Raw genomic sequence first — 14,924 nt, 5'->3', positions numbered from 1 at the left:
GACGGAGCACACTTTATGCGCGCTTTTCGATCCTGGCCCATCCGAAAGAAGCTCATGGGCCTCATGGTCTTTGTCGCCGCCGCCGTCGTGGCAGCGGCTTCCCTGGGCTTTGCCCTTTTTCAGTCGTCTTTGCTGTCCTATCGGTCCATGGTTCACCTCTCCACGTTGGCCCGGGTGGTGGGAGGCAACTGCGTGGCCGCTCTGAGCTTCGACGATGTGGAGGCGGCCTCCGACACCCTTCGCTCCTTGAAGACGGTGCCCGATATCCGCATGGCCTTCGTCTTCCGGCCGGACGGCAGCGTCTTCGCCTCCTATATTCGAAGGGGAGGCAATGCGAAAGAGCTGATGCAGCAAGTCGCGCGGGAACTGGAGGAGGTGTCCCGCTACCGGCAGGGGATTGTCGAACCGCTCCTGGAGGCGTTCATTGATGGAGATCTGGACGTCCTGGAGCCGATCGAGCTGGACGGTGAGCTCCTGGGCCGGATCTTCATCTCCCAGGACATGTCCTCCTTGGTGAAAAGCCTATTGACGGGAACGGTCATCGGAGGCGGTCTCCTCCTATTTTCCGTCCTTTTGGCTTATGTTCTCGCTTGGCGCCTTCACTCCGCCGTTTCCGGCCCCATCCTGGGCCTTCAGAACACCATGTCGCGGGTCTCACGGGAAAGGGACTACTCCCTGCGGGCCAGGAAAGAAAGTGAGGACGAACTGGGGGCCCTGGTGGACGGTTTCAACGAAATGCTGGCCCAGATTCAACAGCGCGACGTGGAACTGGAAAAACACCGGGTGCACCTGGAGGAACTGGTGGCCCAGCGCACCGAAGAGCTCCGGGAGGCCAATGCCGAGCTGGAAGAGATCATCCTGGAGCTTCGCAGGGCCAAAGAGGAGGCCGAGGCGGCAAGCCGCGCCAAGAGCCAGTTTCTGGCCAACATGAGCCACGAAATCCGCACCCCCATGAACGGCGTGCTGGGCATGACGGAACTGCTCCTGCAGACCCCGCTTTCCGACCGCCAGAAACACCTGGTGGAGACGGTCCGTGCGTCCGGGCAGACTCTCCTTGCCGTCATCAACGACGTGCTCGATTTTTCCAAGATCGAGGCAGGTCGCATGGAAATCAACTCCATGGAATTCGACTTGCGCGACCTGGTCGAGGAGTCCACGGCGTTCTTCGCCGAACCGGCCCAGCGCAAGGGGCTGGAGCTGGCCTGCATGGTGAATCCCGAGGTGCCCGCCCGGGTATGGGGGGATCCGGACCGAATCCGCCAGGTGCTCATCAACCTTATCGGGAACGCCGTGAAATTCACGGAACGGGGCGAGGTGATCTGCCGCGTCGACTGCGTGGAAAAGGGCGACGGGCAGGCGACGCTGAGCTTTGAGGTGCGCGACACCGGCATCGGCATTCCGCCGGAAAAGCAGGCCGTCATCTTCGATCCCTTCTCCCAGGCGGACGGATCCACCACCCGGCGTTACGGCGGCACCGGGCTGGGGTTGGCCATCGCCCGCCATCTCACGGAGCTCATGGGCGGCGATATGGAATTGGAAAGCGCGCCGGGCCGGGGCTCAACCTTCCGCTTCCGGCTCACCTTGCGGGTGGCCGCCTGGAAGGTCCCGGCCGATCCGGCGGCGGCCCGCACCTTGCGCGGGCTCCGCGCCCTGGTGGTGGACGACCACCCGGTGAACCGGGAAATCCTCCGCCACACCCTCTCCGGGTGGGGCATGATCTGCGATGAAGCTGAAAACGGACGGGAAGCGCTCCAGCGGGTGAAGGAGCTGGCCGCCCGGGGGCGCCGCTACGACGTGGTGCTGCTGGACATGGACATGCCGGGCATGAACGGCCTGGAAGTGGCCCGCCGGTTGAACAGGGATCCCTCTTGTGCCGGCGTTCAGACCGTGATGCTCTCTTCCATGACCGCTCCCCTGCACGGAACGGAAGAGGACCACGGCATTCGGTTTTTCCTCACGAAACCCGTGCGGACCTCCTCCCTCTACGACTGCCTGGTGAGCCTCGTCCGGGTGAAGACCGCGCCGGAGGGGGAAAGGGTCGCCGTAGAGAAAAGAAAGGACATCGGGCCGATTCCCGCCGGGAAACGGGTGCTGGTGGTGGAAGACAACCCCGTGAATCTGGAGTTTTGTCGGGAGATATTGGAGGATTTCGGCTGCCGGGTGGATGCCGCCGGGAACGGCCGAGAGGCCCTGGAGAAGCTGCGGCGGGAGAGCTACGACCTGGTCTTCATGGACTGTCAGATGCCGCAGATGGACGGCTACGAAGCCACGGTCGCCTTCCGGCGGCTGGAGCAGGAACGTTCGGCCGCCGGGAAGCGCACGCCGGTGGTGGCGCTCACGGCCCACGCCCTGGAAGGAGACCGGGAAAAGTGCCTGGCCGCCGGCATGGACGATTATTTGAGCAAGCCTTTCACGGTGGTGCAGATGCGGGAGCTGTTGGTGAAGTTCCTGGGACGTCCGGAGGACAAGGGTCGGGGAGGGAACGGCAGCGACCCGCAAGGTCGCCATGGGCCCGAAAAAGGGAACGCGGCTGCGGGCAGCGCCGGAGATGCGCATCTTCCCGTTTTGGACATGCAGGCGATTGAGAACATACGACTTCTGGAAAGACCCGGACGAGAGGACATCCTGGAGCGCATGATCGGGATCTACCTGCAGAGAACTCCGGAAATCATCGAGGAGATGCGTCGATCCCTTCAGGATCAGGACCTCACGGGGCTCCATCGCGCGGCTCACAGCCTGAAATCCACCAGCGCCACCATGGGTCTGATGCGGGTGGCCGAGAAATCGAAACACCTGGAATTCATGGCCAAAGAGAACCGGCTGGAAGCTCCGAGTCGCCTGATCGATGAGATAGAGGAGGAGTTCGTGAGGGGCCGGACGGATCTGCAAAGGCTGGTGAAGGCTGCAGCCCCGGATTCCCATCGGGGAGGACCGGCATCGACGGAGGGAAGCCATGGCTGAGTCCCCCCGTATTTTGGTGGTGGACGATGAGAGTACCATCCGCCTGCTGATCCGGGAAGTGTTGGAGCAAAGGGGCTTCCAGGTGCTGGAGGCCGAGGACGGTCCCGGTGCGCTAAAAGTGTTCGACGAAGGCAAACCGGACCTGGTCCTGTTGGATGTTTTCATGCCTGGACTGGACGGTTTCCAGGTGTGTCGCCATCTGCGAGCGCGCCCCGGAGCCGACACGATACCCATCATCATCATCACCGGAACGGAAGACTACGACGCCATTCGGCGCGCCTACGAAGCGGGCGCCACGGATTTCATCGGGAAGCCCATCAATTGGATCATCCTGGGCGAACGGGTCCGGTACATGCTGCGGGCCAGCGCTGCGGTGAGACAGCTTGCGCAGAATCGGGAATTCCTTGCGCGTGCCCAGGCGCTTGCCCGTCTGGGCAGCTTCGAATTTCGCCCCGGCAAGGCCACCCTGGACGTGAGTCCGGAGTTTTGCGAGATCTGCGGACTGTCCTGCCCGGGTTCGGAAGTGGACTGGGAGGACGTGATAGGCGTGATCCATCCGGACGACTGGAAGGCCCTGGAGCCCCTGGTGGAACAGGCGTGTACGGCGGGAATCTGCTTCCGACAGGACATCCGGCTGGTCACGGGAAACGGAATCCGCCGCTATGCCATGCTCCAGGTGGATGCCGAAACCGACGCGGACGGGGCCGTGGCGCGGGTCACGGGCATCATCCAGGATATCACCGAACGCAAACTGGCGGAGCTTCTCGAAGCGGACAGCAACCGGATCCTCCAACTCATCGTGCAGAAGGAACCCCTGGAAAGAATATTCCGGGAAGTGGCCCGTCTCCTGGAACGCCAACTTCCTTTGGCCATGGGTGTCGTGTGCCTGGTGGCAGACGACAAGGTCGTGTCCGTGACGGCTCCCGGTGCGGAACAAGGCTTTTCGGAGGCCGTGTCGGGAACGGCCCTTTCCGCGGAAAGCGGAACACATGCCGCGGCGGCCTACCTGGGCCAGCCCGTGGTAGCTCCGGAAGTTTTTTCAAGCACCTTTTGGAGACGCGCCCGCCATGTGGCCCGGGCTTTCCGCATCCGGTCGTCCGCCGCGGTGCCTGTCTATTCCGGCACGGGGCAGATACTGGGCGCGGTTTCCATGGTCTTCAGGGAAGAGTACCAGATCTCCGGCGCGGATTTGGCTCTGATGGAGAAGACGGCCAATCTGGTTGCCTTGGCCGTGGAGCAGCATCAGCTTTCCCAACGTCTGATCCATCAGGCACGGCACGACCCGCTGACGGGGCTCGTCAATAGAGCTGCGCTCAATCATTGGCTGGAGCGGGTGTTGAAGGAGCGCGCGAGGCATCCGTCCCTGGGCGCCTACATGCTCATCGACCTGGACCGTTTCAAGCACATCAACGATTCCTTGGGCCACCATGTGGGCGATCTCATGCTGAAGCAGGTGGCCGATCGGCTCCGGCAGGTCGTTCGGGACAGCGACCTGCTCTGCCGCATGGGGGGGGACGAATTCGTCCTGATCCTGGACCGCCTCCGGGACAAGAACGATGCCGCCCGCGCGGCATCGCGAATCCTGGAGCATGTGGGCAGGCCGTTTCACGTGGAAGGCCATGAACTGCATGTGGGGGCCAGCATCGGCATCACTCTTTTTCCGGACGATGCGGTGGATACCACCACCCTGCACAAGAATGCGGACATCGCCATGTATGTGGCCAAGAACCAGGGTGGCAACCGCTATCATTTCTTCGACGGCCGCATGCACGAAGCCGTGATCCAGCGCCTGCAGGTGGAGAACGACTTGCGAAAGGCCCTGGAAAGGAACGAGTTTCAGCTCCATTATCAACCGCAGGTGGACCTGACCGACAACCGCGTGGTGGCCATGGAAGCCCTCATCCGGTGGAACCATCCGGAGCGGGGCCGTATCCCGCCGGACCGGTTCATTTCCATCGCCGAAGAATGTCGGCTCATCATTCCCATCGGGCGCTGGGTTCTCCAGGAGGCCTGCCGGCAGGCCAAACTCTGGCAGGATCAGGGCCTTGACCCCATACGGGTGGCCGTGAACGTGAGCGCCGTCCAGTTCACGGAAACGGATTTCGCCGAAACGGTGCGCCAAGTGCTCCAGGAGACGGGGCTGGAAGCCCGGTGGCTGGAGGTGGAGATCACCGAAACCGTGGTCATGAAAGATCAGGAGGTGGTGCGTTCCAACCTCAAGAAGCTCAAGGATCTGGGCGTGTTCACCACCCTGGATGACTTCGGCACGGGCTATTCCTCCATCACGTACCTGCGGCAGATGCCCCTGGACGGCATCAAGATCGACAAGAGCTTCATCCGGGACCTGGAAACCGCGGCCCCTTCGGATGAATCCAAGAACGCCGGCCTGGTCAAGGCCTTTGTCAATCTTGCCGCCAATCTTCATCTGAGCCTGGTGGCCGAAGGCATCGAAACCGAGGACCAGCGCCGTTTCCTGCTACAACTGGGATGCTCCAGGGGGCAAGGGTTTCTCTTCAACCCTCCCGTGCCCGCCGAGGAAGCCACGGCGTTGCTGAGGAGCAAGGGGTAAGGATTAGAGGATTAAGGATTAAGGATTAAGGATTAGAGGATTAGAGGATTAAGGCGCGTGCGGAGTTTTGGGGGATTTGAGGGATTTGATGAGTGCGTTGAGCATGCGGCTCACTTCCGAGCAGCTTTTTTCCATTTCTTTGAACTTCTCGGCGTTTATGAACCTGAGATCCCGTGCCGCGAGCAGGAAATAGCGCACTTCCTCGAGTGAGCCGCGGGCGTTGTAGAGAAAACTCAAATATTCTTTTGTCGTGTTTCTCGATTGGCCCTCCACGATGTTGGCCGGGACGGATAGGGCTGCACGTTTCACCTGGTCCACCAACCCATATGTTTCCGTCTTCGGAAATTTGTTCGCCATCTCGTACACATTGAGCACGAGCTGATGTGCCTTTTCCCAAACCTTCAGCTCGCTCCAGTGCATCGTACCCCCCTAATGGCTCTAATCCTTAATCCTCTAATCCTTCAATCCTTTCTTCTTTTCCTCGATTTCGCGGTGGATGGACTCCAAGGCCTGGAGGCGCTGGCGAAGTTCGCTGATTTCCTTTTCCTTTTCTTCCAGAAGCTTCGGGCAGTCGGAGGGCTGGGGACGGGTCTTGTTCTTTTCGGCGAGACGGGCCTTCTCCTGCAGGGCGGGAAGCCGCTCCAGGACAGGGGTCAGCAGGCGGGGATCCTCGCAGAGGCTGTCCGGCTGGTACTGGGTCTTCCAGAGTTCCCAGGCGTTGAGGGCGGACGTGTAGTCTTCGGGGGTCTTCGCCTCCAGGAGACGCACGCAGGCCATGGCAAAAAGGGCTCGTTGCCGCAGACGTTGATCGGTCCCTTCATGGCTCAGGCGCTCGAAGATGTTGTGAGCCGTCGCCAGGTCGCCTTCTCGAAAGGCTTTCATGGCCTGATCCCACTGACGCAGCAAGTGGGCCTCCGCCGCGAGCGGTGCGGGGACCTCCGAAGGTGCTTTTCCCGGCGGGGTGTGGATGCAGCCGGGGACGAGGAACAGAGCCAAGGCCAGGGCCGAAGCCGGAAGTGCGCGCAACGATGCCCGGCGGAACGTTCGCAGGAGGGTGTCCATCATGATCGACTCCCCTTGGTGGGCAATTCAAAACAGAACCGGCTTCCTCGGTTCGGCTCGCTCTGAACCCAGATGCGTCCCCCGTGGGCCTCCACGATGTGCTTGGCGATGTGCAGGCCGAGTCCGGTTCCGTCGATGCGGTCCTTCAGTATGGAGGCTCGGTAATACTTCCGAAAAACCAGGGCCTGTTCGGACTCCGGGATGCCGGGCCCCTCGTCCTGCACGGCAAAGATCACCTGTCCGCATGTCTTGTCTTCGTGGACATGCACGGTCACGACGCCACCCGACGGCGAGAACTTGATGGCGTTGGCCACCAGATTCATGAGGACCTTCTGCAGGTGATCCATGTCGCCGATGCAGGGCGCCGTGGTTTCCAGTTCCGAACGGACCTGGACCCCCTTGGCTTCGGCGGCCGGCGCGAGCCGTTGAATTGTTGTTTCCACCAGGTCGGCCGGATGGATCTCCTCCGGGAGAATTTCCAGCTGCTGGTTTTCCAGGCGGGAGGCCTGCAGCAGATCCTTGAGGAGCTCCGCGATGCGGTCCACTTCCCGCCGGGCGATGGTCAGAAAACGCTTCTGTCGGTCCGTGACCGGCCCCATGACCTCCTCTTCCAGCAGGCGGACCGATTCGCGCACGGTGGTGAGCGGGTTTCGCACCTCATGGGTCAACATGGAGATGAAATCCGAACGCATGCGTTCCTCTTCCTTCAGCCGGTGGAGCATCTCATTGAAGGCGAACGCCAGCTCCCCGAACTCATCCTTGGACAGGATGCGGATGGGCTCGGTGGATCCTTTCTGGGTGAGGGAGCGGATGCCCCGTCGAAGCTCCCGCAGGGGGCGGCTCATGGATCGCGCCACCTGCCAGACCCCCACCAGTCCGGCCAGAAGAGAAAGTCCCAGACCGGCCAGGCCCCAGCGCAGGGCCGAGTGGCCCCGCTTGTGCAAGCTCCGGGTGGCGATCTCCACTTGCCGTTCTTCCATCTGCTTGAGCAGGGCCACCCGCTGGATCCACCGGTCGAGGGTTTCTTCCGAGATCCAGAGCCTTTCCGATTCGGGATCCGCCATGCGGGCCTGCACCTCCGGATGCAGCCGGTCCACCTCCCGCTTCAATTGCTCCCAGGGTACGGCATCCTTGGTGCCGGCCAGCAAGGTGGCCGTTTCGGCCAGTTTGAAACGAAAATCCTCCATGGCCGTTCGGAAATATTCCCGGTATTCAGGGCTCTTGAGGACCAGGTATTTTTTTTCGTTTTCTTCCATGGAAAGCAGTTGATCCATCATGACCTTGGCCAGTTCGGAAATGCGATAGCTGGTATTCACGATCTGGTTGGAGATGTCCATGATGTGCTGGGTGTTCATATAAAAGAAGGCAATGGTCCCGTAGAAGATGAGCCCTAAGGCTCCGTACCAGACAAAAAGCTTTCTCATGATTCCCCATCGGGATTCCATGGCAGGTCACCTGGCTGTGTGAGTGGAATCGGTCCCCGGGATTCCACGTTTTCCGAGGGGATCCGGCTGAGTTCGGATGTGCTTCCCTTACCTTCCGGGCTGTTGCGCCGGAACCCGATCTGTGTCAGTGTGGAGCTTGTTCATCATTGGCGATCCCGTCCCGGCAGTCAAGCCCGGAGAGGCGCGGTCCGGAGGCCTTCCATGCAACCGGGGCCTTCGCCGACGGCGCAAGGGGATCCCGCCCGGGTCGCATCCGCGGCGGCGGCGTCCGCGATGGACCAGGACAACAAAGGAGTAACCGGATCTTGGCAAACAGGGAAGGCGGGGGCGAAGAACCTGTCGCCTCGTGCTCTCCTGTCTTTTGAGATCCCTGGGCCGTGTTTCGTGGATTCGGAACCGGAGGAGCGGATAGGGAGGCTGCGTCCGACAAGGAAGGAGGCGGGATGGAGACGCCTTATCGTGTTCTGGTGGTGGGGGCCGGCGCCATGGGGTGCCTGCTGGGGGCCCGCTTCGCGCAAGCGGGTGCGGACGTTCGGCTGCTGGACGTGGATGAGGCCCATGTGACGGCCATTCGGGAAAGAGGCCTGGAACTGGAGGAGCTCAATGGGGACCGGAGGACGATTCCCATGCGGGCCCTGAGCAAGCGGGAGCCCCCGGAGGCGCCGGCCGATCTCATCCTGGTGATGGTCAAAAGCTATGCCACCGCCCGGGCTCTGGACCTGGTCCACCCCGATGCCGTGGGGTCGGAGACCCTCTTCTTGAGCCTCCAAAACGGGTTGGGGAACGCCGAAACGTTGGCGGATCTGGTGGGGCCCGCGAAGGTCCTTGCGGGCGTCACGGCCCAGGGGGCCACCAGGGAAGGCCCCGGCCGGGTCCGCCACGGCGGCCAAGGGCCCACCTACTTCGGTGCCTTGGACGGCCCGCAGCCGCCGGGTGCCCATGGAGTGCTCACGCTTTTTCGGAGAGCGGGTCTGGAGGCGCATTACCGCCAAGACATCCGCTCGCTCATCTGGGAAAAGCTGCTGGTGAACGTGGGGATCAATGCCGTGACGGCGCTTTGCGGGATTCCCAACGGGGCGGTGGCCGAATTGGAGCCGGCCCGGGAACTCTGCGCCGCCGCGGTGCGCGAAGCCACGGCCGTGGCCGAGGCCGAGGGGATTGCGGTTCCGGAGGATGTGGTGCAAAAGGTCCTGAACGTGGCGCAGGCCACGGCGGCCAACCGTTCGTCCATGCGCCAGGACGTGGAAAGCGGGAGGCGGACGGAAATCGACGCCATCAACGGAGCCGTGGTCCGGCTGGCCGAAAGACAAGGCCTGGCCGTGCCCGTCAACTGGACATTGACCCGGCTTGTGGAGACGAAGGAGCGGAGTTATGGCGGAGAAAGCCCCGAAGCCTGATGAGAGGGTGACGGTCCCTTCCATCCTGGCCGCCAAGGGCCGGCGCAAGCTCACCATGCTCACGGCCTACGACTACCTCACGGCCCTCTGGGTGGACCGAAGCGGGGTGGACATGATTCTCGTGGGTGATTCCTTGGCCATGGTCATGCTGGGCCACGAGGACACCCTGTCCGTCACCATGGAAGAGATGCTGCACCACACCCGGGCGGTGACCCGCGGGGCGAAAAGGGCGCTGGTGATCGGCGACATGCCCTTTTTGTCCTACCAGGTGAGTGTGGAGCAGGCGGTGGAAAATGCCGGCCGTTTCCTCAAGGAGGCCCGGGCCCAGGCGGTGAAGCTGGAAGGCGGTGCGTCCGTCCTGCGCCAGGTGGAAGCCATCGTGAAGGCGGGCATCCCCGTCCAGGGCCACCTGGGGCTCACTCCCCAGAGCATCGCCCAGCTGGGGGGCTTCAAGGTACAGGGAAAGGACGAGGAAGCGGCCAGGCGGCTTCTGGACGATGCCCTGGCCCTGAGTGACGCGGGCTGCTTCAGCCTGGTGCTGGAAGCCGTGCCCGCTCCGGTGGCGGAAAAGATTACGCGATCCGTGCCCATCCCCACCGTCGGCATCGGCGCGGGGCCCGCCTGCGACGGCCAGGTGCTGGTGACCCACGATCTGGCGGGCCTTTTCGACCGGTTCGTGCCCCGGTTCGTCAAACAATACGATCAGCTGGGGGCGCGTCTCCTGGAGGCCGCCCGGCGCTATCGGGAAGAGGTGGAATCGGGCGCCTTCCCGGGTCCGGAACATTCCTTCGGCCTGTCCAAGAAAGGCGGCTGATGGGCTTGCCGGAAAACGCCGGGGATGACCGCTTTTCTCGCAGCGCAGCCCTTCGGGGCTGCGGAGGAATCTCCGCCCCCACCCAAGAGGTCCATCTGCTCTTGTAGGGGCGGGCTTTATGCCCGCCCGTCGGGATTTTCCCGCAGTTGGTGTGTCATGCGCCTTGCCGGGCCGGCCCGCGGGCTGGCCCCGCGCCCTGTGAAGGAGGAAAACCATGACCTTTCGTGAACTGGTGATTCAGAACCGAAGCTATCGCCGTTTCGATGAAAAGCACGCCGTCACCCGGGATACCCTGGTGGAGTTGGTGGATCTGGCGCGCATGACCGCTTCGGCCGCCAACCGCCAGCCGCTGAAATACATCCTTTCGGCGGACCCGGAAACCAACGCCCGCATCTTCCCCACCCTGGCCTGGGCGGCCTACCTCAAGGACTGGCCCGGACCGGCCGAGGGGGAGCGGCCCACGGCCTACATCGTCGTCCTTTTGGATACCACTATCACGGAAAACCCCTTTTGCGACGACGGGATCGCCGCCCAGACCATGCTCCTGGGGGCCGTGGAAAGAGGCTTGGGCGGCTGCATCATCGCCTCGGTCAGAAAAGACGAGCTGCGCAAGGCCCTGAATATCCCCGAACACCTGCAGATCCGCTTCGTCATCGCCCTGGGAAAGCCGGCGGAAACGGTCGTCCTGGAAGAACTTTCTCCCGACGGCGACATTCGCTACTGGCGCGATGGCGAAGGCCGCCATCACGTGCCCAAGCGCTCCCTGAAGGAGCTCATTGTGCGGTAGGATTTGCCGTCGGCTGCGGCCTTGTCTCCGTTGTCACATGGCCGAGCTTCTTGTATAAAAGGGCGCCCGGGTGCCCGGGAGCCCATCGGGAAGCGAACGAGGAGATGCTATGACGGACAAGATTCCAGCGGGAACCCATCCCTTCCTGTCGTCCCTGCCCCCCCAGAGGACCCGGAAGGGCAAGATCGTGAGCGCCCAAGAGGCGGTCCAGGTGATCCGGGACGGCGATGTGGTGGCCACCGGAGGTTTCGTGGGCATCGGTTTTGCCGAGGAAGTGGCCATCGCCTTGGAGAAGCGGTTTCTGGAAACCGGGAAGCCCCGCAACCTGACCCTGCTTTACGCCGCCGGGCAGGGAGACGGGGCCGAACGCGGCCTGAACCACCTGGGGCACGAAGGCCTGGTGAAGCGCGTGGTGGGCGGCCACTGGGGACTGGTGCCGAAGCTGCAACGCCTGGCCGTGGAAAACAAGATCGAAGCCTACAACCTGCCCCAGGGCGTCATCGTCCACATGTACCGGGACATCGCCACCAAGAAGCCCCGCACCTTCACCACGGTGGGCCTGGGAACCTTCGTGGATCCCCGCAACGGAGGCGGTAAGCTGAACGAGATCACCCGGGAAGACCTGGTGGATCTCATGGTGATCGACGGCCAGGAGCTCCTGGCCTACAAGACCTTTCCCATCAACGTGGCCATCATCCGCGGCACCACGGCGGATACCGACGGCAACGTCACCATGGAACGGGAAGCCCTCACCCTGGAGTCCCTGGCGCTGGCCACTGCGGCCCGCAACTCCGGTGGGTTCGTGATCGTGCAGGTGGAGCGGATCGCGGAACGCGGCACCCTGAACGCCCGCCAGGTCAAGATTCCCGGGATCCTGGTGGACTGCGTGGTGGTGGCCTCCCCCGAAAACCACTGGCAGACCTTCGCCGTTCCCTACAACCCGGCCTTCAGCTGTGAAATCCGGGTGCCCATGCAGTCCGTGGAGCCCATGCCGCTCAACATCCGGAAGGTGATCGCCCGTCGGGCCGCCTTTGAACTCAAGGCCAACAGCGTGGTGAACCTGGGCATCGGCATGCCGGAAGGCGTGGCCAACGTGGCCGTTGAGGAAAAGATCCTGGACTACTTGACCCTCACGGCGGAACCGGGCGTCATCGGCGGCATGCCGGCGGGGGGACTCAACTTCGGGGCGGGGGTCAATACCGATGCGGTGATCGACCAGACGTCCCAGTTCGACTTCTACGACGGGGGCGGCCTGGACATCGCCTTCCTGGGCATGGCCCAGGCGGATGCCTCGGGCAATGTGAACGTGAGCAAATTCGGGCCCAAGATCGCCGGAGCCGGGGGATTCATCAACATCAGCCAGAACGCCAAGAAGGTGGTCTTCCTGGGCACCTTCACCGCGGGAGGCCTCAAGGCCCGGGTGGAGGAAGGAACCCTCGTCATCGAACAGGAAGGAAAGGCCGGGAAGTTTCTGCGCCGGGTGGAGCACGTGACCTTCAGCGGCGCCTATGCCCGAAAGAAGGGGCAGCCGGTTCTCTACATCACGGAGCGGTGCGTCTTTCGCTTGAGCGAGGAGGGTGTGGAGCTGGTGGAGATCGCTCCCGGGGTGGACTTGGAGCGGGACATCCTGGCACACATGGACTTTCGGCCCATCATCCGAAACACGCCGCGCCTCATGGACGATCGCATCTTCTGGGACGAGCCCATGGAGCTCAAGGAGGAACTCCTGTCCCTGCCCCTGGAAGACCGGCTGGTCTATCATCCGGAGGAGAATCTCTTCTTCGTCAACTTCGAAGGCTACAGCGTGAAGACGGTGGAGGACGTGGAAAGGATCCGGGAGGCGGTGCTGCGCATCCTGGAACCTCTGGGAAAGCGCGTGTACGCCATCGTGAACTACGACAACTTCACCATCTTCCCGGACGTGGTGGACCCCTACACGGACATGGTCAAATTTCTCATGGACAACTACTATTCGGGGGCCACGCGCTACACCACCAGCGCGTTTCTGCGCATGAAGCTGGGAGACGCCCTGGCCCAGCGCGGGGTGGCGCCCCATATCTACGAAAAGGCCGAGGATGCCCGGGCGGCTCTGAAGAAGATCGGGTCGTGAGGGCCACGAAGGGAACGCCGTGGGTGCCGTGGACCGCATCGCCGAAGCCGTGAGACCCCTGGCGGAAAGGACGCCGGAGGTGACGGCGGTTTACGTCTTCGGGTCCACGGCCACCGGTCGGGCCACGGATAAGAGCGACGTGGATCTGGCCGTTTTGCTCCATCCCGACCCGGGACCGGCCTTCGACCTGCTGGGCTTCGGGGTGGAAGCTGAGAAGGTCCTGGGGAAATCCGTGGACGTGGTGGTGCTCAACCGGGCCGGAGAGCACCTGAAATACTTGGTTCGCCGGGACGGGATCCTGATCTACGATCGGGATCCCCAGGCGCGCAGGCGGTTCGATAGGTGGAGCCGAAAGGCCTACCAGGACTTTCTCCACTACCACCGGCGCTACGTCCAAAAGATGAAGGAGCAGCTCCGCCGTGGTTGATGAAGTCCTGATCCAGCGCATGTGTTCGGACATCCGAACCAACGTGCAACTGCTCAAGGACGCGGTCGATATCACCTGGGACGTCTATTGCCGGGATCCCCGCTCCCGCAGGTTTGTGGAAAGAACGCTGCACATTCTTGTGGAGGCTTGCATCGACATCGCCCACCACATCATATCGGACGAGAACTTTGAGGAACCGGGGTCGTACAGCGAGGCGTTTCAAATTCTGGCTGACCACGGCGTTCTGCCGCGGGATGAGGTGGCCGTTTACGAGCGAATGGCCCGATTTCGGAACCTCATTGTCCATTACTACGAAAAGGTGGACGATGCGGTGGTCTACGGAGTTTTCCGGAACCACCTGGAAGACTTCGAGCGCTACGTCAAGCACGTCCTGAACTTCGTGGAAACTGCACGTTCAAGCCGGCATCGGTGAAAACGGTAGGGGCGAATCATGGTTCGCCCCTACCCTCCGTCCGAATGGGGGCGAAGCCATGCGCGACCGGGCGAAAGAGGACGTCAGGTGGTCTTCTCTCAGCCGCGGGATCCCAGCCGAAGCCCGCCGTGGATGAAGTAGACGTCTCCCGCCAGCGCCTCGTTCCGATAGAGTTCGCCCACCAGCGAGGCCACCTCTTCCGGTTCGATCAGACGCCCGATGGGCACCTCGTTCAGGATCTTTTCCAAAGCCTTCTGGTTCATGCCCCGCACCATGGGGGTTCCCACGTACCCGGGAGCCACCGCCACGCAGCGGATCCGGTCCGCAATGCCGCGCCGGAAGAACTCCGCCGTGATCACCTTGGGAAAGACGGACATGGCCGCCTTGGTGGACGAGTAGTTGATCTGGCCCGCCGTGCCCAGGGACCCGGTGGACGAAACGAGGCAGATGAGGCCCCGGCAGCCGTGGTTGATCATCCGTTCGGCGCATTCGCGGACGGTGAGAAAGACCCCGGTGAGATTGATGTCCACCACCTTCTGGAACTGTTCCAGGCTCATCTTGCGGGTGACCTTGCCGGTCTCCCGGTCCGGCGCCAGCAGGAGCCCGTCGGCGATGATCCCGGCAAAGGGGGCCACCAGGTTGATGGCTCCGAAGGCTTCCATGGCCGTATCCGCCAGCCGGGCGTTGTCCTCTTCCGACGTGACGTTGCAGAGCACCGTGACCACCTCTCCGCCCGCATCCCGCAGCTCCCGGGCCGTCTTTTCCAGGGCGTCCTCGGCGATGTCCGCCAGCACCACACGGCCGCCGTTTCGGATCCAGTATTGGGCCAGGGCCTTGCCGATACCTCCGCTTCCTCCCGTGATGACCGCCACCGCATTTGCAATTTCCAGCATGAGCTTCCCTCTTTTCTCTTTCTCTT

At 62.7% G+C, this 14,924-nt stretch carries 12 protein-coding genes; 8 read left to right on the top strand and 4 right to left on the bottom strand.

Going from position 1 to position 14,924, the window contains the following annotated elements:
- Nucleotides 1-15 precede the first annotated feature (15 nt).
- Both BUB04_RS07540 and BUB04_RS07535 read left to right on the top strand, forming a co-directional pair.
- A complete protein-coding gene (locus tag BUB04_RS07540) occupies nt 16-2,961 on the top strand; it encodes a response regulator (RefSeq protein WP_073038381.1) in 2,946 nt (981 codons plus the stop codon).
- The gene (locus BUB04_RS07535) at nt 2,954-5,530 is read left to right on the top strand and encodes an EAL domain-containing protein (RefSeq protein ID WP_073038380.1); all 2,577 of its coding nucleotides are present in this window, start codon (nt 2,954-2,956) and stop codon (nt 5,528-5,530) included. Before BUB04_RS07540 ends, BUB04_RS07535 begins: the two co-directional genes overlap by 8 nt.
- 48 nt (nt 5,531-5,578) lie before the next feature.
- On the opposite strand, the gene BUB04_RS07530 is transcribed toward BUB04_RS07535, so the two are convergent.
- The 3 genes from BUB04_RS07530 to BUB04_RS07520 are packed head-to-tail and all read right to left on the bottom strand — an operon-like array spanning nt 5,579 to nt 8,037.
- Nucleotides 5,579-5,950 (bottom strand): four helix bundle protein, encoded by a 372-nt coding sequence (locus BUB04_RS07530; protein WP_073038379.1) that lies wholly within the window; start codon nt 5,948-5,950, stop codon nt 5,579-5,581.
- 33 nt (nt 5,951-5,983) lie between these two features.
- Nucleotides 5,984-6,595, bottom strand: a complete 612-nt coding sequence (locus BUB04_RS07525; RefSeq protein WP_073038378.1) for a hypothetical protein — start codon at nt 6,593-6,595, stop codon at nt 5,984-5,986.
- Nucleotides 6,592-8,037: a sensor histidine kinase gene (locus BUB04_RS07520; protein ID WP_073038377.1), complete on the bottom strand. Its 1,446-nt coding sequence runs from the start codon at nt 8,035-8,037 to the stop codon at nt 6,592-6,594. Before BUB04_RS07520 ends, BUB04_RS07525 begins: the two co-directional genes overlap by 4 nt.
- Before the next feature lie 443 nt (nt 8,038-8,480).
- Between BUB04_RS07520 and BUB04_RS07515 the strand changes: the two genes are divergently transcribed.
- The 6 genes from BUB04_RS07515 to hepT all read left to right on the top strand — a co-directional run bounded on the left by BUB04_RS07515 (nt 8,481) and on the right by hepT (nt 14,005).
- Nucleotides 8,481-9,434 carry a ketopantoate reductase family protein gene (locus BUB04_RS07515; protein WP_073038376.1) on the top strand — a complete coding sequence of 318 codons (954 nt, stop codon included), beginning with the start codon at nt 8,481-8,483 and terminating at the stop codon, nt 9,432-9,434.
- Nucleotides 9,409-10,248: a 3-methyl-2-oxobutanoate hydroxymethyltransferase gene (panB, locus tag BUB04_RS07510; RefSeq protein ID WP_073038375.1), complete on the top strand. Its 840-nt coding sequence runs from the start codon at nt 9,409-9,411 to the stop codon at nt 10,246-10,248. Before BUB04_RS07515 ends, panB begins: the two co-directional genes overlap by 26 nt.
- 214 nt (nt 10,249-10,462) lie before the next feature.
- A complete protein-coding gene (locus tag BUB04_RS07505; RefSeq protein WP_073038374.1) occupies nt 10,463-11,035 on the top strand; it encodes a nitroreductase family protein in 573 nt (190 codons plus the stop codon).
- A gap of 109 nt (nt 11,036-11,144) precedes the next feature.
- Nucleotides 11,145-13,145, top strand: a complete 2,001-nt coding sequence (locus tag BUB04_RS07500; RefSeq protein ID WP_143156397.1) for an acyl CoA:acetate/3-ketoacid CoA transferase — start codon at nt 11,145-11,147, stop codon at nt 13,143-13,145.
- A gap of 19 nt (nt 13,146-13,164) precedes the next feature.
- Nucleotides 13,165-13,572 (top strand): type VII toxin-antitoxin system MntA family adenylyltransferase antitoxin, encoded by a 408-nt coding sequence (gene mntA, locus BUB04_RS07495; protein WP_084076289.1) that lies wholly within the window; start codon nt 13,165-13,167, stop codon nt 13,570-13,572.
- A complete protein-coding gene (gene hepT, locus BUB04_RS07490; RefSeq protein WP_218588392.1) occupies nt 13,565-14,005 on the top strand; it encodes a type VII toxin-antitoxin system HepT family RNase toxin in 441 nt (146 codons plus the stop codon). Before mntA ends, hepT begins: the two co-directional genes overlap by 8 nt.
- A 98-nt stretch (nt 14,006-14,103) precedes the next feature.
- Here the strand turns inward: hepT and BUB04_RS07485 are convergent, their stop codons facing one another.
- Complete coding sequence (locus BUB04_RS07485; protein ID WP_073038373.1) at nt 14,104-14,898, bottom strand: SDR family NAD(P)-dependent oxidoreductase; 795 nt, start codon at nt 14,896-14,898, stop codon at nt 14,104-14,106.
- Between the last annotated feature and the right edge of the window lie 26 nt (nt 14,899-14,924).

The sequence above is a fragment of the Desulfacinum infernum DSM 9756 genome (assembly GCF_900129305.1).
Lineage (GTDB): Bacteria > Desulfobacterota > Syntrophobacteria > Syntrophobacterales > DSM-9756 > Desulfacinum > Desulfacinum infernum.
The sequence above is the reverse complement of the archived record's forward strand: the minus strand, read 5'-3'. Positions and strand labels throughout refer to the sequence as shown.

Coding starts and splice junctions, on each gene's coding strand:
- panB (WP_073038375.1), top strand. CDS start 9,409: ATGGCGGAGAAAGCCCCGAAGCCTGATGAGAGGGTGACGGTCCCTTCC.
- BUB04_RS07540 (WP_073038381.1), top strand. CDS start 16: ATGCGCGCTTTTCGATCCTGGCCCATCCGAAAGAAGCTCATGGGCCTC.
- BUB04_RS07515 (WP_073038376.1), top strand. CDS start 8,481: ATGGAGACGCCTTATCGTGTTCTGGTGGTGGGGGCCGGCGCCATGGGG.
- BUB04_RS07520 (WP_073038377.1), bottom strand. CDS start 8,037: ATGGAATCCCGATGGGGAATCATGAGAAAGCTTTTTGTCTGGTACGGA.
- BUB04_RS07485 (WP_073038373.1), bottom strand. CDS start 14,898: ATGCTGGAAATTGCAAATGCGGTGGCGGTCATCACGGGAGGAAGCGGA.
- BUB04_RS07535 (WP_073038380.1), top strand. CDS start 2,954: ATGGCTGAGTCCCCCCGTATTTTGGTGGTGGACGATGAGAGTACCATC.
- BUB04_RS07530 (WP_073038379.1), bottom strand. CDS start 5,950: ATGCACTGGAGCGAGCTGAAGGTTTGGGAAAAGGCACATCAGCTCGTG.
- BUB04_RS07525 (WP_073038378.1), bottom strand. CDS start 6,595: ATGATGGACACCCTCCTGCGAACGTTCCGCCGGGCATCGTTGCGCGCA.
- BUB04_RS07500 (WP_143156397.1), top strand. CDS start 11,145: ATGACGGACAAGATTCCAGCGGGAACCCATCCCTTCCTGTCGTCCCTG.
- BUB04_RS07505 (WP_073038374.1), top strand. CDS start 10,463: ATGACCTTTCGTGAACTGGTGATTCAGAACCGAAGCTATCGCCGTTTC.